This window comes from Saccharopolyspora sp. ID03-671, from assembly GCF_045278815.1.
Classification (GTDB): Bacteria; Actinomycetota; Actinomycetes; order Mycobacteriales; family Pseudonocardiaceae; genus Saccharopolyspora; species Saccharopolyspora ipomoeae.
On record NZ_CP134054.1, the window covers coordinates 447,691 to 465,512 of the forward strand.

At 71.7% G+C, this 17,822-nt stretch carries 19 protein-coding genes; 17 read left to right on the forward strand and 2 right to left on the reverse strand.

What is annotated here, in order from left to right:
* Positions 1 to 84 precede the first annotated feature (84 nt).
* From REH65_RS02175 to REH65_RS02245, 15 genes are all read left to right on the forward strand, one after another.
* Positions 85 to 270, forward strand: coding sequence for a hypothetical protein (locus REH65_RS02175; protein WP_406691023.1), 186 nt, complete (start codon positions 85 to 87; stop codon positions 268 to 270).
* A 106-nt stretch (positions 271 to 376) separates the two neighbouring features.
* A complete protein-coding gene (locus tag REH65_RS02180) occupies positions 377 to 2,014 on the forward strand; it encodes a cytochrome bc complex cytochrome b subunit (RefSeq protein WP_406691024.1) in 1,638 nt (545 codons plus the stop codon).
* Positions 2,015 to 2,057: 43 nt separating this feature from the next.
* On the forward strand, positions 2,058 to 2,972 hold the full coding sequence (locus REH65_RS02185; RefSeq protein WP_406691025.1) for a ribonuclease Z: 915 nt from the start codon (positions 2,058 to 2,060) through the stop codon (positions 2,970 to 2,972).
* A gap of 98 nt (positions 2,973 to 3,070) precedes the next feature.
* Complete coding sequence (locus tag REH65_RS02190) at positions 3,071 to 3,580, forward strand: mycothiol transferase (RefSeq protein ID WP_406691026.1); 510 nt, start codon at positions 3,071 to 3,073, stop codon at positions 3,578 to 3,580.
* Positions 3,581 to 3,647: 67 nt separating this feature from the next.
* Positions 3,648 to 4,148 (forward strand): DUF1992 domain-containing protein, encoded by a 501-nt coding sequence (locus REH65_RS02195; RefSeq protein WP_406691027.1) that lies wholly within the window; start codon positions 3,648 to 3,650, stop codon positions 4,146 to 4,148.
* 66 nt (positions 4,149 to 4,214) lie between these two features.
* Positions 4,215 to 4,295 carry a putative leader peptide gene (locus tag REH65_RS02200; protein ID WP_406693064.1) on the forward strand — a complete coding sequence of 27 codons (81 nt, stop codon included), beginning with the start codon at positions 4,215 to 4,217 and terminating at the stop codon, positions 4,293 to 4,295.
* A 50-nt stretch (positions 4,296 to 4,345) separates the two neighbouring features.
* Positions 4,346 to 4,834 carry a winged helix-turn-helix domain-containing protein gene (locus REH65_RS02205; protein ID WP_406691028.1) on the forward strand — a complete coding sequence of 163 codons (489 nt, stop codon included), beginning with the start codon at positions 4,346 to 4,348 and terminating at the stop codon, positions 4,832 to 4,834.
* A 151-nt stretch (positions 4,835 to 4,985) separates the two neighbouring features.
* On the forward strand, positions 4,986 to 6,275 hold the full coding sequence (locus tag REH65_RS02210; protein WP_406691029.1) for a hypothetical protein: 1,290 nt from the start codon (positions 4,986 to 4,988) through the stop codon (positions 6,273 to 6,275).
* Between the two features lie 119 nt (positions 6,276 to 6,394).
* On the forward strand, positions 6,395 to 7,372 hold the full coding sequence (locus REH65_RS02215) for a LacI family DNA-binding transcriptional regulator (RefSeq protein ID WP_406691030.1): 978 nt from the start codon (positions 6,395 to 6,397) through the stop codon (positions 7,370 to 7,372).
* A gap of 32 nt (positions 7,373 to 7,404) precedes the next feature.
* A complete protein-coding gene (locus REH65_RS02220; protein WP_406691031.1) occupies positions 7,405 to 8,877 on the forward strand; it encodes a mannitol dehydrogenase family protein in 1,473 nt (490 codons plus the stop codon).
* 25 nt (positions 8,878 to 8,902) lie between these two features.
* On the forward strand, positions 8,903 to 9,946 hold the full coding sequence (locus REH65_RS02225) for an MFS transporter (protein WP_406691032.1): 1,044 nt from the start codon (positions 8,903 to 8,905) through the stop codon (positions 9,944 to 9,946).
* Positions 9,862 to 10,239, forward strand: a complete 378-nt coding sequence (locus tag REH65_RS02230; RefSeq protein WP_406691033.1) for a hypothetical protein — start codon at positions 9,862 to 9,864, stop codon at positions 10,237 to 10,239. Before REH65_RS02225 ends, REH65_RS02230 begins: the two co-directional genes overlap by 85 nt.
* Before the next feature lie 110 nt (positions 10,240 to 10,349).
* On the forward strand, positions 10,350 to 11,552 hold the full coding sequence (locus tag REH65_RS02235; protein WP_406691034.1) for a sensor histidine kinase: 1,203 nt from the start codon (positions 10,350 to 10,352) through the stop codon (positions 11,550 to 11,552).
* On the forward strand, positions 11,549 to 12,241 hold the full coding sequence (locus REH65_RS02240) for a response regulator (RefSeq protein WP_406691035.1): 693 nt from the start codon (positions 11,549 to 11,551) through the stop codon (positions 12,239 to 12,241). The genes REH65_RS02235 and REH65_RS02240 overlap by 4 nt, the downstream gene beginning before the upstream one ends.
* A gap of 87 nt (positions 12,242 to 12,328) precedes the next feature.
* Complete coding sequence (locus REH65_RS02245; protein ID WP_406691036.1) at positions 12,329 to 13,381, forward strand: DUF418 domain-containing protein; 1,053 nt, start codon at positions 12,329 to 12,331, stop codon at positions 13,379 to 13,381.
* Between the two features lie 5 nt (positions 13,382 to 13,386).
* On the opposite strand, the gene REH65_RS02250 is transcribed toward REH65_RS02245, so the two are convergent.
* Positions 13,387 to 14,175, reverse strand: a complete 789-nt coding sequence (locus tag REH65_RS02250; protein ID WP_406691037.1) for an MBL fold metallo-hydrolase — start codon at positions 14,173 to 14,175, stop codon at positions 13,387 to 13,389.
* A 73-nt stretch (positions 14,176 to 14,248) separates the two neighbouring features.
* Between REH65_RS02250 and REH65_RS02255 the strand changes: the two genes are divergently transcribed.
* Entirely contained in the window at positions 14,249 to 14,458 is a 210-nt protein-coding gene (locus REH65_RS02255) for a DUF2277 domain-containing protein (RefSeq protein WP_281454414.1), read from the forward strand.
* Positions 14,459 to 14,461: 3 nt separating this feature from the next.
* Here REH65_RS02255 and REH65_RS02260 read toward each other — a convergent pair whose 3' ends face one another.
* Complete coding sequence (locus REH65_RS02260; RefSeq protein ID WP_406693065.1) at positions 14,462 to 16,372, reverse strand: primary-amine oxidase; 1,911 nt, start codon at positions 16,370 to 16,372, stop codon at positions 14,462 to 14,464.
* A gap of 171 nt (positions 16,373 to 16,543) precedes the next feature.
* Here REH65_RS02260 and REH65_RS02265 point away from each other — a divergent pair, with 171 nt between their 5' ends.
* Complete coding sequence (locus tag REH65_RS02265) at positions 16,544 to 17,797, forward strand: amidohydrolase (protein WP_406691038.1); 1,254 nt, start codon at positions 16,544 to 16,546, stop codon at positions 17,795 to 17,797.
* Positions 17,798 to 17,822: the final 25 nt, after the last annotated feature.

The window sequence follows — 17,822 nt, forward strand, 5'->3', positions numbered from 1 at the left end:
CATGACCCCGTCGCGTGACGGCTGGGGCGGGTGCGCGAGGTAGGGTGCCTGCGGCGCGCCGGGCGGACCGACGGAGGCTGATCCATGAACCGCAAAGCCGTGACCGTGATCGTGATCGTCGTGGTGCTGGTCTGCGGCTCGCTGCTGGTCCGCGACCCCGTGTCGGCGGCGCAGACCGTCCGCGACGCCTTCACCACCGTCATCGCCGCGCTGACCACCGTGGTCAGCTCGCTCACGACGTTCTTCCAAACCCTCTTCCACGGCAAGTAAGGCCTGTTTAGGGCCCTGGCGCCGGAAAAAAATCAGCTGCTCAGCGGCGCCGGAGGCATTAGTCTGGTCGCGCGGTGTCGCGCATTCCGGCATGCCTGGAGTCGACATGAGCAAGCTGACGCAGCCGACGAAACCCGAGAGCAGGCTGTCCCGTTCGGCGGCCCACGGCGCCGACGAGCTGGACCAGCGGTTCCGCGCTGCACCCGGCATCCGGCGGCAGCTGAACAAGGTCTTCCCCACCAACTGGGGTTTCCTGCTCGGCGAGATCGCCCTCTACAGCTTCATCGTCCTGCTGCTCACCGGCACCTACCTGGCCTACTTCTTCGACCCGTCGATGGCCGAGGTCGCCTACGACGGCCGGTTCGCCAACCTGCGCGGCGTGGAGATGTCGCGGGCGTTCGAGAGCACCCTCGACATCTCCTTCGAGGTCCGCGGCGGGTTGTTCGCGCGCCAGCTGCACCACTGGGCCGCGCTGATCTTCATGGCCGCGATCACCGCGCACATGTTCCGGATCTTCTTCACCGGAGCGTTCCGGCGCCCGCGCGAGACGAACTGGCTCATCGGGATCGGCCTGTTCGTGATGGGCATGTTCGAGGGCTTCATCGGCTACTCGCTGCCCGACGACCTGCTCTCCGGCACCGGCCTCCGCATCGCCTCCGGCATCCTGCTGTCCATCCCCGTCATCGGCACGTGGCTGCAGTGGTTGCTGTTCGGCGGGGAGTTCCCCGGCACCGAGATCATCCCGCGCTTCTACCTGTTCCACGTGTTCCTGCTGCCGGGCATCATCCTGGCGCTGGTGGCCGCGCACCTGGCGATCGTCTGGTACCAGAAGCACACCCAGTACCCGGGTCCCAAGCGCACCGAGTCCAACGTGGTCGGGGTGCGGATCATGCCGGTGTTCGCGGTCAAGGCCACCGGGTTCTTCCTCATCGTCACCGGCGTGCTGGCGATCATGAGCGGCATCTTCCAGATCAACTCGATCTGGAACTTCGGACCCTACGTCGCCTCCCAGGTGTCCGCGGCGTCCCAGCCCGACTGGTACATGATGTGGACCGACGGGATGGGCCGGTTGTGGCCGCCGTGGGAGCTCTACCTCGGCCCGTTCACCATCGGCGCCCCGTTCTTCCCGCTGATCCTGGGGCTGGGCCTGGTGTTCACCGTCGCCGCGGCCTACCCGATGCTGGAGCGCAAGCTCAGCGGCGACGACGCCCACCACAACCTGCTGCAGCGGCCGCGCGACAACCCGGTGCGCACCTCGCTCGGGGTCATGGCGATCGCGTTCTTCCTCGTGGTGCTGATCTCCGGGATGAACGACATCGTCGCCTTCGTGTTCGGGCTGTCGCTGAACATGATGACCTGGGCCGGCCGCGTCGGGGTGCTGGTGCTGCCGCCGCTGGCCTACTACATCACCTACCGGATCTGCCTGGGGTTGCAGCGCAGCGACCGGGAGGTGCTGGACCACGGCGTGGAGACCGGCATCATCCGGCGGTTGCCGCACGGCGAGTTCATCGAGATCCACCAGCCCCTGGGCCCGGTGGATGAGCGCGGTCACCCCGAGCACCTGGACTACCAGGGCGCTCCGGTGCCCAAGAAGATGAACAAGCTGGGCGCGGCCGGGCATTCGGTTCCCGGCAGCCTGCTGCGGCCCGATCCGCAGGAGGAGACCGCAGCGCTGGAGTCCGCGCGGGAACACCAGGAGGAATCCCAGGTGAAATCCTCCCGGCCCGGCCGGCCCGAGGCGTGACGGCGTCCCCGCGCGGAGGGATCGGCGGCATAGGGTGACCGGCGTGTCCAACCGGGAACTCGTCGTGCTCGGCACGGCCAGCCAGGCTCCGACCCGCACTCGCAACCACAACGGATACCTGCTGCGCTGGGACGGGACCGGGCTGCTGTTCGACCCGGGCGAGGGCACGCAGCGGCAGATGACCTTCGCCGGGGTCAGCGCCAACGACGTCGACCACCTGTGCTTGACGCACTTCCACGGCGATCACTGCCTGGGCGTGCCCGGGGTGATCCACCGGATGTCGACCGACCGGGTGCGCGGCGCGGTGCACGCGCACTACCCGGCGTCGGGGGCGAAGTTCTTCCAGCACCTGCGCTACGCCTCGGCCTACGACGACTCGGTGCGGCTCGACGAGCACCCGATCACCCGGGACGGGGAGGTCGCGCGCGGCCGGTTCGGGACGTTGCGGGCAGTGCGGCTGGACCACCGGATCGAGGCGTTCGGCTACCGGCTGGAAGAACCCGACGGCCGTCGCATGCTGCCCGGGCGGCTGGCCGAGCTGGGCGTGCGCGGCCCCGACATCGGCAGGCTGCAGCGGGACGGCTCGGTGCGGGTCGGCGACCGGGCGGTGGCGCTGGCGGAGGTCAGCGAGGCCCGGGCCGGTCAGCGGTTCGCGTTCGTGATGGACACGCGGCTCTGCGACGGGGTGTTCGAGCTGGCCGACGGCGCGGACATGCTGGTGATCGAGTCGACGTTCCTGGAGGCCGACGCCGCGCTGGCCGAGCGCTACCGGCACCTCACCGCCGCGCAGGCGGGCCGGGTCGCCGCCGAGTGCGGGGTGCGGTGCCTGGTGCTGACCCACTTCTCGCAGCGCTACCCGGACCCGCGCCGCTTCCACGACGAGGCGGCGTCGGCCTTCGACGGGCGGATCGTGGTGGCCGCCGACCTCGACCGGATCCCGGTGCCACCGCGCCGCTGACCCAACACACCGGGAGCGAAAAGCGCTGCCGCGGCGGAGGAAGCGCCGTACGGTTGTCGGCACCAGCGTGTGCATCCGGATGTGAGGAGCGGGACCCGATGACCAGCGCCGATGTGCTTGTCGATGCGTTCAGCAGGGTTCAGGAGGCGGTGCACGAGGCGGTCGACGGGCTCGACGAGGAGCAGCTGGCGCACCGGATCGACGACGGGGCGAACTCGATCGCCTGGCTGGTGTGGCACCTCGCGCGCGTCCAGGACGACCACATCGCCGACGTCGCCGAGATCGAGCAGGTGTGGCTGGCGCAGAACTGGGCGTCGCGGTTCGCGCTGCCGCTGGACGAGGAGGACACCGGCTACGGCCACGACACCGACCAGGTGGAGTCGGTGCGCGCCTCCGGTGAGCTGCTGACCGGCTACTACGACGCGGTGCACGAGCAGACGCTGCGGTTCGTCACCGGCCTCGACGACGCCGAGCTGGACGAGGTCATCGACGCGAGCTGGTCCCCGCCGGTGACGCTGGGCGTGCGACTGGTGAGCGTCATCGCCGACGACCTGCAGCACGCCGGTCAGGCGGCGCTGCTCAACGGGTTCCTGCGCCGCACCGCCTGACATCGGGACGTCGTTGCCGGACACCGGATCGTTGCCGGACACCCGCCCTTGCCGGACACTGGGAGGCATGAGCGAGCGCAAGCCTCCCGGGGTCACGTTCGAGTCGTGGGTGGACCGGCAGATCCGCACCGCCCAGGAGCGCGGTGAGTTCGACGACCTGCCTGGCGCCGGCAAGCCGCTGCCGGGAGCCGGTGCGCCGCTGGACGAGCAGTGGTGGGTCAAGGAGCAGATCCGCCGCGAGGGCCTGTCCGGGGACGCGCTGCTGCCCACTCCCCTGCGGCTGCGCCGCGAGGTCGAGCGGCTGCCGTCGACGGTGGCGGAGCTGACCAGCGAGCAGTCGGTGCGCGACCTGGCCGCGGAGCTCAACCGCCGGATCGTCGAGCACCTGCGCTTCCCGGAGGGGCCGCGCGTGGCGGTCGCGCCGGTCGACGTCGAGGACGTGGTCCGGCGCTGGCGGGCCGACCGGGCGGCCCCGGAATCCGACGGACCGAAACCCGACGAACCGGAACCCGTTCCGGAGCCGCCTCGCAAGCCTCACCGCCGGTTCCCTCGCTGGTTCCGGCGCTGACCTGCGTGTTCTCACGGTGCGGACACCCTTTGACCGCCCCCGTGGGACCTGATTCCATCTTGTGGCATGGCCACGGGAACGCTGCTGGTGCAGCGTGCGCACATCGACCTGCTGCGGGTCGCCTCCGCGGCGTGTCCGCGCGGTTGAGCTCTGCCGCTCCCGCCCGTTCACACCCCGCAGCGATGGAGAAACGTGCCATGACGCTGGAACCGACAGCAGCGGACTTCGCCCCGGAGGACGCCGAGCTGGTCGAGGTCAACGCCCGATTCGTGATCACCCGCGAGGACCTGGGACTGCTGGAACGCATCCTGACCCGCAACGCCGAGGCGCGCGGCTCGATCCCCGTCCAGTCCATCGTGGACACCGCGCCGGCGGCGCGGCCGCAACTGCGAATCCTGGTGGCGGCCAGGCAGATCGTGCGCCCGGACGGCACCCTCGTCCGCTTCACGCGACTGGAGTTCGACCTGCTCCTGTTCCTGGCCCGCAATCCCGGCCGCGTGCACCACCGGAACACGCTGCTCGCTGCGGTGTGGGACTTCGCCAGCGAACCCCGCACCCGCACGGTCGACGTCCACGTCCGCCGCATCCGCACCAAGCTCGGCCCCGATCTCGATCTCATCACCACCGTCCGCGGCGTCGGGTATCGCCTGGATCACGCGGAACGCGTCCGGATCGTCACCGACTAGTGCGGCGACACCCGCCGTTTCAGGTGCGGGACCCACCTTTCCGCCGGGCGGAGCAACCACGACGCACTTCCTCTCCGGATCACGTTGACCGCGTCTCCGGTTCGCGCAATCCTGGTGAAGTTTCGTCGGCGAAACGAATCCGGGTGGCGACATGAGCGTGGTGATCGGCGTGCTGGTGCACGCGCGGCGCCAGGAGGTCTTCCGCCAGGCCGCGAGCACCATCACCGGCACGACCGCGCGCTGGGGTGTCCACGGTGCACCCGAGGAGGTGCCCGACCGGTTGCGGGAGCTGCTGTCCTCGCCCGGTGTGGACGGCCTGCTCCTCGGCCCGCACGCCTACGACGCGGTGCGCGATCAGATCCCCGAGCGGATGCCGGTGGCGGTGGTGCGACCGGGTCCGTTGGAGCTGGCGCTGGCCGTGGGCCGGATGCGCGCGGAGTTCCCCGAGCACCGACGGGCCAGCATCGACTCCTTCGACCACCACGTGATCCAGGAGGTCGCCACCTCGCTCGGCGTGCGCCACTCGGCGCTGCCCTACGCGCCGGGCCAGCCGGTCGAGGAGATCGTCGCGCACCACCGGGAGGCGTTGCGCAACGGCGGGGTGGTGCTCACCCCGCGCAGGCAGGTCGCCGACTCGTTGCGCGCCGAGGCACCGGTGGTCGAGGTCGAGCTGCCCGCGTCGACGGTGCGGACGCAGCTGCAGGAGCTGGCGCTGCGGGTGCGCGCCGACCAGGCCGAGGATTGTCGCGTCGCCGCAGGGGTTTTCCAGATCCGCGACGGCGACGACGTGGACCGGGGGCGGGCGGCCCTGCGGGAGTTCCTGCTGCAGGACCCGCAGCTGGCCGGGTCCTGGGTGGAGAACCGCGGCAGGCGCGGGCTGGTGCTGTTCGGGCACAAGGCTCTGCTGGAGCGGGCGACCTCGGACTGGCAGGTGGTTCCGGGGCTGCAGCGGGCAGAGCGCGACATGAACGTGCGCATCGCGGCCGGGTTCGGGCTGGGACCGTCGGTGCGGGAGGGCATCTCGCTGGCCGAGCGCGCGGTGGTGCGCGCCGAGGCCGAGCCGTACTCGTGCGGGTTCGTCATCCAGGACAGCGGGGTGATCATCGGGCCGATCGGCGGGTCCGGTCGGCGTGCGGAGTTCGCCTACCGGGATCACAGCGCGGAGCTGGAGCGGCTGGCCCGCGACGTCGGGTTGAGTCCGACGACGCTGTCCCGCCTGGTCTCGCTGGAGCGGGAGCTGCACGGCCGGGCGGTCTCCCCCAGCGAGCTGGCGACGCTGATGGGCATCACCGATCCGAGCGGCAGGCGGTTGATCCGCAAGCTCGGCACCGCCGAGCTGGTCACCTCCGAGGGCAGTGCGCAGCCGACCCGCCGCGGCCGCCCCACCCGCCTCTACCGCCTGCGCCTGGGCGACGTCCTGGGCGGTTCGGCCCCGGAGTAGCCGTCGGCGCCCGGCGTGCGGACCACCGAGTTCGGCAACGGAGTTGACAAGTTTGCGCAAGGTTGGTCAATATCTGCTCTGCCCGGTGCCGCACCGGGACGTGCGAGAGCGGAGGGGCGATGGCGCCGACCTTGACCGACGTGGCCAAGCGGGCCGACGTCGCCCTGTCCACGGCGTCGCGCGCGTTCAGCGACCCGCAGCGACTCGGCCCGGACACCTTGCGCAAGGTCCTCGCCGCCGCCCAGGAGCTGGGCTACCAGGGCGCCAAGCCCGGTGAGCCCCAGGCCGCCGGGTCCACCGTGGCGATGGTGGTGCCCGACATCGCCAACCCCGTCTACGGCACGCTGGTCAAGGCCGCCCAGGGCGAGGGCAGGCGGCGCAAGCAGACCCTCGTGCTGCACGACACCGACCGCGATCCGGAGCGCGAGCGCGAGGCGATCACGCACCTGCGCAGCCAGGTCGCGGCGATCGTGCTGTGCTCGTCGCGACTGCCCGCCGACGAGCTCGTCGAGCTGTGCGGGTCCACGCCGTCGGTGCTGATCAACCAGGAGCACGACGACGTCGACTGCGTGCTCGCCGACGCCGCGGACGGCCTCCGCCAGGCCGTCGACTACCTCGCCGCGCTCGGCCACCGGCGGATCGCGTTCGTCTCCGGCTCGCACCACTCGTGGTCCAGCCCCCGCCGGGTGCGGCTCGTCGAGGAGCTCACCGCCGAGGCGGGCATCGAGCTGGAGGTGTTGGACTGGCAGGCCGAGACGGTCGCAGCCGGCACCGCCGTGGCCGCCAGCGTCCTGGCCACCGGCGCCTCGGCGGTGATCACCCACAACGACCTGGTCGCCATCGGCGTGATCAAGGGCGCCCGCGCGCTGGGCGTGGACGTGCCCGACGGGCTCAGCGTCATCGGCATCGACGACGTGGCGCTCACCGAGGTCTCCCGCCCCTCGCTGACCAGCATCTCCATCCCCTGGTCCAAGGCCGGAGCGCTCAGCGTGGAGCTGCTCGGCCCGATCCTGGGCGGTCACCGGACTCCGCCGCGCAAGCACCTGCTGCCCGCGCAGCTGGTGGTGCGCGAATCCACCGCTCCCGCCTCCCGCTGATTATTTCCCCTTCCCGCACCGATTGGCTCGCCATGCAACGACTCTCCGCGTCCACCACGCCCGCTTCGGCCCTGCAGCACCACCGCTCGCTGGGCGCGCCGGGCATCGTCCACCTCGGACTCGGCAACTTCCACCGGGCGCACCAGGCCGTGCACACCGCCCGCGCGCTGGAGCACACCGAGGGGCCGTGGGCGATCGTCGGGGTCGCGAACTCCTCGGCGGCGGTCGCGCAGGCGATGCGGGAGCAGGACATGCGCTACGGCGTCGTGGAGATCTCCCCGGAGCGCACCGAGGTCGGTGTCCCGGCCGTGCACAGCGACGTGCTGGTCGCCGCGCAGCAGCCGGAGGCCGTGCTCGACGCGCTGGCGGCGCGGGAGACCCGGATCGTCACGCTCACCGTCACGGAGAAGGGCTACAGCTACTCGCCGCGCACCCAGCGGCTCGACCTCGACGACCCGGCCGTGCGGGCCGACCTCGACGGCGGCGCGCCGCGCACCACCGTCGGCAGGCTGGCCCGCGCGCTGCAGCGCCGCGCCGCCACGCACGCGGCACCGGTGGCGATCCTCAGCTGCGACAACCTCACCGGCAACGGCGAGCTCACCGGGCGCCTGGTGCGCGAGTTCGCCGAGGCGCTGCCCGCGCCCGAGCGCGAGGACCTGCTGTCCTACCTGCGGGGCTCGGTGAGCTTCCCGAACGGCATGGTGGACCGGATCGTGCCGGCCACCACCGACGCCTACCGGGCGGCGGTGGCCGAGCGGCTCGGCCTGCGCGACGAGGCGCCGGTGCCCGCCGAGCCGTTCAGCATGTGGGTGCTGGAGGACCACTTCGCCGCCGGCCGGCCCGCGTGGGAGCACGGCGGGGTGACCTTCACCGACGACGTCGAGCCCTACGAGCTGATGAAGCTGCGGCTGCTCAACGGCACCCACTCGCTGATCGCCTACCTGGGCGCGCTGGAGGGCTGCGACCTCATCGCCGAGGCCACCGCGCGACCGCACATCGCCGAGGCGGCCCGGCAGGTGATGCGCGCCGACTACCTGCCGAGCCTGACGATGCCGTCCGACATCGACTTCGACGACTACGCCGCCCAGCTGTTCACGCGCTGGAGCAACAGCGCCCTGGGGCACCGGACCCGCCAGGTCGGTTCCGACGGCTCGACCAAGCTCGCCCAGCGCGTCCCGGTCCCGGCTGCGCTGCACCTGGCCGCGGGCCGGATGCCGCAGCACTTGGCGCTGTGCGTGGCGGCCTACCTGCGCGCCACGACCGCACCGGAGACCAACGAGCACACCGCGGCGATCGTCGACCCCGCCGCCGAAGCGCTGCGCGAGGCGCACGCCGGGGCCGCGAGCACCCGCGAGTTCGTGACGGCGGCGCTGCGCGACGGCCTGCTCGGCGACGAGCTGGCCGCCCACGCCGAGTTCCAGGCCCGCGTCGCGGAGTTCATCGACGTGCTCGCCACCCGCGGGGTCGCGGCCGCCACCGAGGAAGCCCTGCAAGCCCAGAGATAACCGCACGAGAAGATTGCGTGGTCCGATGAGCGAACAACGAAGTTCCACAGTGGACACCACCGAGACGCCGGCCGACCGGAAGGCCGTGCGACGAGCGGCGTGGGCCGGACTGATCGGCACGACGCTCGAGCAGTACGACTTCGTCATCTACGGCACGGCGTCGGCGCTGATCTTCAGCAAGCTGTTCTTCCCGAACATCTCCCCCGTCGCCGGGATCCTGGCCTCGTTCAGCGCTTACGCGGTGGGCTTCGCCGCGCGACCGCTGGGCGGGCTGATCTTCTCCCGCTTCGGTGATCGGCTGGGCCGCAAGTGGGTGCTGGTGGCCACGCTGCTGCTCATGGGCGGCTCGACGCTGGCGATCGGCCTGCTCCCGACGTACTCGCAGGTGGGACTGCTGGCGCCGATCCTGCTGGTGGCGTGCCGGTTCTTCCAGGGCATGGGTGCGGGCGCCGAGCAGGCCGGTGGGGCGACGCTGCTGACCGAGACCGCCGGGCGCGGCAAGCGCGGCGCGCTGGCGTCGCTGGTGATGACCGGGGCCGCGCTGGGCACCGCCCTGGGCGCGGTGGCGTGGATCCTGGCGCAGGCGCTGCCCGAGGACGCGCTGATGAGCTGGGGCTGGCGGCTGGTGTTCGGCAGCAGCCTGCTGGTGACCATCGCCGCGCTGGTCATCCGCCGGAAGCTCAACGAGAGCCCGGTGTTCCAGGAGCTCAAGGAGCAGGTCGGCGAGACGAAGGCACCGATCGCCGAGACGTTCCGCGAGGGACGGCGGCCGCTGCTGCTGGCGTTCTTCCTCAACGTCGGGTCCAACGCCCAGTCCTACACCTACCAGGTGTTCATGGCCTCCTACCTGGTGTCGACGGTGGGCGTGGACAAGTCGTTCGTGCCGAAGGTGCTGCTGCTGGGCGCGATCTGCGGCGGCATCGCGGCCTTCGGGTTCGCGCTCTGTCGGACGTGCTGGGCCGCAAGAGGGTCTACTCCACGATCATGGGTGCGCTGGTGCTGCTGCCGGTGCCGACGTTCGTCGCGCTCAACACCGGCTCGCCGGTGGCGATCACGGTGGCCATCGTGATCGGGTTCGTCCTGGCCTGCCACGGCTCGGTCGGCGTGCAGATGAGCTACTTCCCGGAGCTGTTCGGCAACCGCTACCGCTACGCGGGCGTGGCGCTGGGCCGCGAGTTCTCCTCGGTCGTGGGCGGCGGTGTGGCTCCGCTGATCTGCGCCGGGCTGATGGCCGCCTTCGGCGGCTCGTGGGTGCCGGTGGCGATCTACATGATGGTGATCATGGCGATCAGCTTCGCCGCCTCGCTCATCGCCCCGGAGACCAAGGACCGCGACCTCAACGTCCCGCAGGACGCGGCCTGATCTCCAGAGATCTCGTCGTGGTGGGCATCGGCCCGCGGGCCGATGCCCACCACGCGCGGGTCGGTCTCGTGGACGAGGTCGTGCCCGCACGGATGCCCTAGCCTCGGCACGTGCAGAACGAGGTACCCACCGAGACGGCACCGCTGCCCCGTCCCGCCCACCGCGCGCTGGCCGCCGGGCTGTGCGGGATGCTGCTGCTGGTCTGGTTGCTGGACCTGGAGTCCTCCGACGGGATCCGCGACGTCCACGGCGCCTGGATCGCACCGCTGGTCTCCGGCGCGCTCGCGTCGGCCCTGCTGGCCGTGCCCGACCGGTACCTGCCGCTGCACCACCGGTCGTGGATCGCCGCGATCGGATCGCTCGCGCTGACCGCGACCATGCTGCTCACCACCGGTGCAGCCGCCACCTGGGGCGCGCTGGAGTCGGTGTGCCTGCTCATCCTGCTGTGCCAGACGTGCCGCCGGATCCGGGTGCCGATGGTAGCGATCGCGCTCACCGCAGCGGTGATCTCCGGCCCGCTGCGCACCTACGACTGGAACCCGGACCAGTTGACCTCGGTGCTGAGCTTCTCGTTCCTGCTGACCTTCGCCGCCGGTGGTGTCATCGGGCTCGGCTGCTACCTGCGCGTGCTCGACGCCCGGAGGGCCCGCGCGGTGCGGGCCGTGCGGGAGGGCGAGCGCCTGGAACTGGCGCGGGACCTGCACGACTTCGTGGCGCACCACGTCACCGGGATCGTCGTGCAGGCCAACGCGGCTCGTGCCGTCCGCGAGACCGCGCCCGAGCGGATCGACGCGATCCTGGCCGACATCCACGACGCGGGCGTCGAGACCCTCGACTCGATGCGTCGGCTGGTGCACGTGCTGCGGGAGGCCGACGGACGGCCGCGCCGCCAGGGCGAGCTGTTCGGCGAGCTCGCCGCCCTGGTCAGCGACTTCTGCACCGCCGATCAGCAGTTCGCGACGCTCGCGGTCGCGGCGTCGGCGCGCGGTGCCCGGCTCGCACCGGAGGTGGAGACCTCGGTGCTCCGGGTGGTGCAGGAGGCGCTGACCAACGCGCGCAGGCACGCGCCCGGCACGGTGGTGACCGTTGAGGTCGACCTGACCGGCGACCGGCTTCGGGTCGAGGTGCGCAACACCGCGCCCGCCAGGTCACCCGCGCCGCCGGTCGGCGGTCGCGGCGGGTTCGGGGTCGTCGGACTCCACGAGCGGGTCTCGGCGGTGGACGGGACGATGGAAGCCGGCGCCACGCCCGACGGTGGTTGGCGCATCGCAGCCGACTTCCCGGTGCTGGGCGTGGCAGACTCCGCCAGGTGAGCGAGAAGACCACCGGGAATCCCACGCGCGTGCTCATCGCCGACGATCAGCGGCTGGTCCGCAGCGGGTTCCGGATGATCCTCGACGCCCAGCCGGATGTCGAAGTGATCGGTGAGGCCGCCGACGGCGTGGAATGCGTCGAACTGGCCAGGCGACTGCGACCGGACGTCTGCCTGGTCGACGTTCGGATGCCCGGGCTCGACGGGCTCGAGGTGACGCGGATCCTGGCCGGCCCCGGGACCGCCCAACCGATGCGCGTCGTGGTCGTGACGACGTTCGACCAGGACGACTACGTGCACGCGGCGCTGCGCAACGGCGCCTGTGGGTTCCTGCTCAAGGACGCCAGCCCGACGCTGCTGATCGAGGCCGTCGAGGCCGCCCGCCGCGGTGACGCGCTGATCTCACCGGCGGTGACCGTCCGGCTGCTGCACCGGCTGGCGCCCCGAGAAGCGCCCCCGCGCCGATCAAGCGCTCGACGAGCGGCGCTCTCCGAGCGGGAACTCGACGTGGCGCGACTGGTCGCGGTCGGGAACACCAACCAGGAGATCTGCGCCGAGCTCCACATCTCGCTGGGCACCATCAAGACCCACCTGACCAACATCCAGTCCAAGCTGGGCGTGCGCAACCGGGTGGAGATCGCCGCGTGGGCGTGGTCGACCGGCACCGTCACCACCGACCCCGCCGGTTGAGATCTCGGCCGGTTCCGGACTTTCGGCCGATGCGGCTCGGCCCGCAGGCCGAGGCGCGAGGGCGGGGCGCGGCGCAGGCTGGTCGTCATGAACACCCGAGCCAGCACGCCGACCGCGCCGACCGCCGCTTCCGGTGAGCGGTCGCCGTCCCGGATCACCGAGTGGGACGCGCTGCGCGGTTTCGCCCTGTGCGGCATCCTCCTGATCAACATCCCGCAGATCACCCGGCTGTCCCCCGCTTCGGACAGCACCACGTCGAACCTGGTCTCGGACGGGCTCGGAATGGTGGTGGAGGGCCACTTCTACCCGATCTTCGCCTTCTTGTTCGGGTTGAGCTTCGCCCTGTTCCTCGACGGCGCCGAGAGGCGGTCGAAGCACCCCCGGCTGCTGCTGGTCCGCAGGCTCGTCTTCCTCGGCCTGCTCGGCGTCGGGCACCACCTCCTGCAGCCCGGCGAGGCACTGCTGCCCTACGCCATCGCCGGGCTGCTGGTCCTGCTTCCGGCGTCGTGGCTGCCGAACGCGGTTCTGGTGCCGGTGAGCGTTCTGGTGGCCGTCGCGGGATTCACCGCGGCCTCGGGCGGGACGTTCAGCATTCCCGGGCTGTTCCTGCTGGGACTGGCGTGCGCGCGGACCGGGCTGGCGGACACCGCTCCCCGCCGACCGGGGCGACTCCGCGTCGTGCTGGCGGTCGCGGTGCTGCTGAGCGTGCCGACCGTGTGGGCGGAACTGGTGTACCCGGTGGACGGGCCGCTGGCCTCCCGGATCTCCGCGCTCGCGGGTGTTCTCGGTGCGATCGGTTACGCGGCGGCCTTCCTGCTCGTCCTCCGGACGCGGCTGGGCCGCCCGGTGCGCGCGCTGTTCGAGCCGCTCGGGAGGATGGCCCTGACCAACTACCTCACGGCCACTCTGATCGTCGTCGCGGTGGCGGGAGCGCTGGGCCTGCACGAGTCCTCGGCCTGGTCCACCGCGCTGCTGCTGGCGTTGATCATCCTCGCGATCCAGGCCGCGTTCAGCCGCCGGTGGCTGCGGAAGTTCCGCTACGGCCCGGTGGAATGGGTACTGCGCAGCATCACCTGGTGGGAACTGGTGCCGCTGCGGCGCCGGTCCGTCCCCGCGGGCGGGATCGCCAGCGCTCGGTGAACGCGTCAGCGTTCCAGGGTGAAGTCGAGGTAGCGGGTGGCGGAGCGCTGGACGATCTCGTGGGCGCCGGTGGGGATGACGGTGTCCCACCAGGCCCCGTGCAGCGAGTCGAAGGCGTAGCCGTCGAGGATCTCGGCGGCGCGGCGCACCACCGACGGCCGCTCCGGGATGAGGTTGGGATAGCTGTACATGAAGGCGACGTGGGTTCGGTCCGGGATGACCTGCACGATGTCGCCGGAGAACAGCGAACCGGCACCGGCGGCGTGGTGCAGGACGGTGCCGCCGGCGAAGTGCACGCCCAGGTTGATCAGCGTCAGCCCCGGGGCGAGCTCGTGGGTGGTGCCGCTCCAGAACCGCAGCGCGGGGTCGGGGCGCCCGACCCACTGGCGGTCGGATTCGTGCAGGTGGACCGGCACGTCGAAGGCGCGCGCCCACTCGACCATCGTGGTGTAGTAGTGCGGGTGGCTGATCGCGATGCCGATCAGCCCGCCGAGGTCGGTGATGGTGCGGACGATCTCGTCGTCGAGGTAGGCGGTGCAGTCCCACAGCACGTTGCCCGCTTCGGTGCGCACGAGCAGGGCGCGCTGCCCGATGGCGAACTTCGGCGCGCAGCCGATGCCCAGCACTCCGCCCTCCTCGCGCAGGTCCGCCTCGTGCTCGGCGCGCAGGGCCTGGAGGTCGGTCCACTGCTGGCCGTCGCGCGGAACCCACTGGCGCTCGTCCTCGCAGATCGGGCAGTCCTGGCGGGCCTGTGCGTACTGCGTCCCGCAGGTCGCGCAGATCGGCAGCGTCATCGTCTCCTCCGGGGTCGGTGGCCGCTCCACGCTAACCCTGGTCGGTGTCGGTGGGCAGGCGGACAATGCGGGCATGTGCCGCAGCATCAAGACCCTCCGCCCGCCCTACGCCGAGCAGGTCACCGACGCCGACATCCGCGCCGCAGCCCTGCAGTACGTCCGCAAGATCTCCGGCTTCCGGGCCCCGGCCGCCCACAACGCCGAGACCTTCGAACAAGCGGTGGACGAGGTCGAACGCGCCACGGCCAAGCTCCTGGACTCCCTCCAGGTCCGCGGCCGCTGACCGTCAGGACCCGCAGTGCCCGCCGGAGCGCGGGACGTCGAGGGTGGGGTTGCGGTCGAAGAACCCCTGGGGCACGAGGGTGAAGCCCGAGCGGTCGACGGGCATGATCGGCCAGTCCTCGGGCCTCGGGAAGTGGGTGAGGCCGAAGGTGTGCCACAGGACGATGTCCTGGCCGTCGATGCCGCGGTCGGCCCCGGTCCAGGACGGCAGACCCGCGCCGCCCGGGTTCTGGTTGACGAAATCGCCCGCCGGGTAGCGCTGTTCGGAGTCGTAGCGGGTGACCCACAGGTGCCGGGTGGCGAAGGTGCCGCGAGCGTGCACCGAGGACGACTCGTCGGCGAGCATCACCGGCTGTCCCTCGGGCCGCAGGACGTAGGACACCGGGTCGCCGTGGCGGTTGAGGCGCTCCGGGTTGACGACGTGCCAGGTGCGGGCGCGCGAGTTGTCGGCCAGGCGGGCTGCCTGGGACTCGGTGGTCAGACGGGTTCGCCTCGCGCGGAAGGCGTTGCCGTGCGGGTTGGCGTCGCTGACCGGCAGGGCCTCGGCCTCGACTTCGTCCACGGCGTTGCGCGGCCCGTCGATCGCGACGTCCAGCCGGGCGCAGAACAGGTGCTGGTGGAACGGCGCGGCCAGACCGGGCGCGACCTGGGTGGCGTGCTCGTGGCCCTCCTCCGGGTAGGCCCCGGTGAAGGTGATGCCGGTGGCCTTGGTCTCCAGCTCGATGGTCCCGTCCAGGTAGAGGTACCAGTAGAAGCCGTAGTCGTAGTTGCCGACGGTGGTGAAGAACGAGATCACGAGCCTGCGCTGACGCCGGGTCTCCCGCGAACCGGTGAACAGGTCGGTGTGCTTCCACAGCACGCCGAAGTCCTCCTCGTGGAGGCAGATCCCGTTGCGGATGGTGCGCGGGCGCCCGAAGTCGTCGGCGACGACCGCGTCGAAGTAGTGGATCTCGCCGAGGCAGTCGCAGCCCAGTTCCAGCGGGTTGGTGTAGCGGGCGAACATGTACTCGCCGCAGTCGAAGTAGTTCTGCCAGAACCGCACCGGTGACGGGTCGGCGTAGGGCACCACCATCTCGGCGATCGAGGCGCGGTAGAGCACCGGCCGGTCGTGGAACGACAGCTGGTGCAGGGTCAGGCCCTCGCGCTCGTTGAACCCGATCCGCAGGTCCCAGTTCTCCCAGCGCACCCGATGACCGTCGACGCTGAAGCTCGGCCCCTCCGGCTGGGTGATCTCGATGGGCTTGAGGCTGGTGCGCGGCGGCCCGGTCACCTCGGGGTCGTCGAAGTTGCCGGGTTCGGGCGGGACGGGGAGGTCGCGGTGGTCGATGACGCGGGTGACCTCGCGGTGGGTGAGGTCGACGTAGGCGCACAGCCCGTCGACGGGGTGCGCCCACGGGTGGTCGGCGGGGTGGAACTGCTGGAAGCCCAGCGAGCGGATGATCCGCCGCCCCCGCTCACCCGGCTCGTCGTAGACGCCGGCCGACAGCGGAGCGGCCCGCACGGTGGCGGGGTCGATGCCGCGGCGGCGCAGCGCCGAGGTCCAGCGCTCGTCGGCGTTGACGATCTCCTCGACGAGCTCGAACTCGGTGTCGATGATCGGTGGCTGCCCGTCGGTGACCGGGTCCAGCCGCCGCACCGAGTCCACCGCGGAACGCGTGGTGGACACGACGGTGTCGTGGGAGACACCGGTGGCCAGGTCCAGCAGCACGGCGCGGAACCGGCGGTCGACCGGCTCGCCCGGGCGGTGCGCGAGCACGGCGGCCTTGTCGGGTTCCTCCGGCGCCACGAAGGTGAACCGGACGTGCTCGCCGAGCAGCCCGGCGTCCTCCAGCGCCGCGCGGAGGGCGTCGACCTCCTCGGCGCTCATCGGGTCCAGCGGGTGAGCGGTGGTGGTGGGCTGGTCGGCGATCGTCATCTCGTGCCTCCCCCGAAGCGGCCGCCGGTCGGGCGGCTCGGTCCCCTCCAGCATGGCGGCGACCCGGCGGGCGGGCGAGCACGATCGCTCGAACAGAGTCGTCATCGCCGCTTCACACCGCCGGGACGGGCGAGGTGCGAGGCTGGTCCGGTCGCGAGGAGAGGAGCGTGCATGTCGGGGTTGCTGGCGGGGTTGGACGAGCGCATCGGGGGGATCCGCGAGCTCTACGAGGACCTGCACCGGAATCCGGAGCTGTCGTTCCAGGAGGTGCGCACCGCCCGGGTGCTGGCGGAGCGGCTGCGGGCCGCCGGGTACGAGGTGACCACCGGGGTCGGCGGCACCGGGGTCGTCGGGGTGCTGCGCAACGGCGACGGACCCGGGGTGCTGATGCGGGCCGACATGGACGCGCTGCCGGTTCGCGAGGTTGAGGTCGTGGACTACCGCAGCGCGGCCACCGGCGTCGGACCCGACGGCGCCGAGACTCCGGTGATGCACGCGTGCGGGCACGACACGCACATGGCGGCGCTGATCGCCGCGGCCGAGCAGCTCGCCGACCGGCGGGGGTCCTGGTCGGGGACGGTGCTGGCGGTGTGCCAGCCCGCCGAGGAAGTCGGCGGCGGTGCGCGGGCGATGATCGAGGACGGTTTCCTGGAGCGGTTCCCCGCTTTCGACGTGGCTCTGGGCCAGCACATCGCCTCGGCCCCCAGCGAGCACCTCTACGTACGGCCGGGGACGTTCATGGCCGCCGCCGACAGCCTGCGCGTCACCGTGCACGGCCGGGGCGGGCACGGCGCGCAGCCGCAGGCCGCGGTCGACCCGATCGTCATCGCCTCGTCGATCGTGCTGCGGTTGCAGACCGTGGTGGCGCGCGAGATCTCTCCCGAGGACGTCGCGGTGGTGACGGTGGCAGCGGTGCACGCGGGCAACAAGGAGAACGTCATCCCCGCCACCGCCGAGCTCAAGCTCAACGTGCGCACCTTCGACCGCGCGGTGCGGGAGACCGTGCTGGAGGCCATCGGCCGCATCGTCCGGCACGAGGCCGCCGCGGCGGGAGCGCCGCGCGAACCCGACATCGAGCCGATCAACTCGTTCCCGATGCTGGTCAACGACGTCGACGCCGCCCGGCGCATCAGCGAGGCGTTCACCGGGGAGTTCGGGGCCGGTTTCGTGCACGAGCCACCGGCCAAGGCGGGCAGCGAGGACTTCGGCGCGTTCGGCACCGCGGCCGGGGTGCCGTCGGTGTTCTGGAACTTCGGTGGTTTCGACCCGGCCGACTACCCGGACCCGGCGAGGCCGAACGCGGCGGTGGCGGCCGGGCTCGCACCGGGCAACCACTCCCCCGAGTTCGTGCCGACCGGCCTCGAACCGACCCTGCGGCGGGCCGCGGCGGCGCTGGTCACCGCGGCCGGTCTGTGGCTGGCGTGACGTGGTCGACCGGGGCGACCGCCGC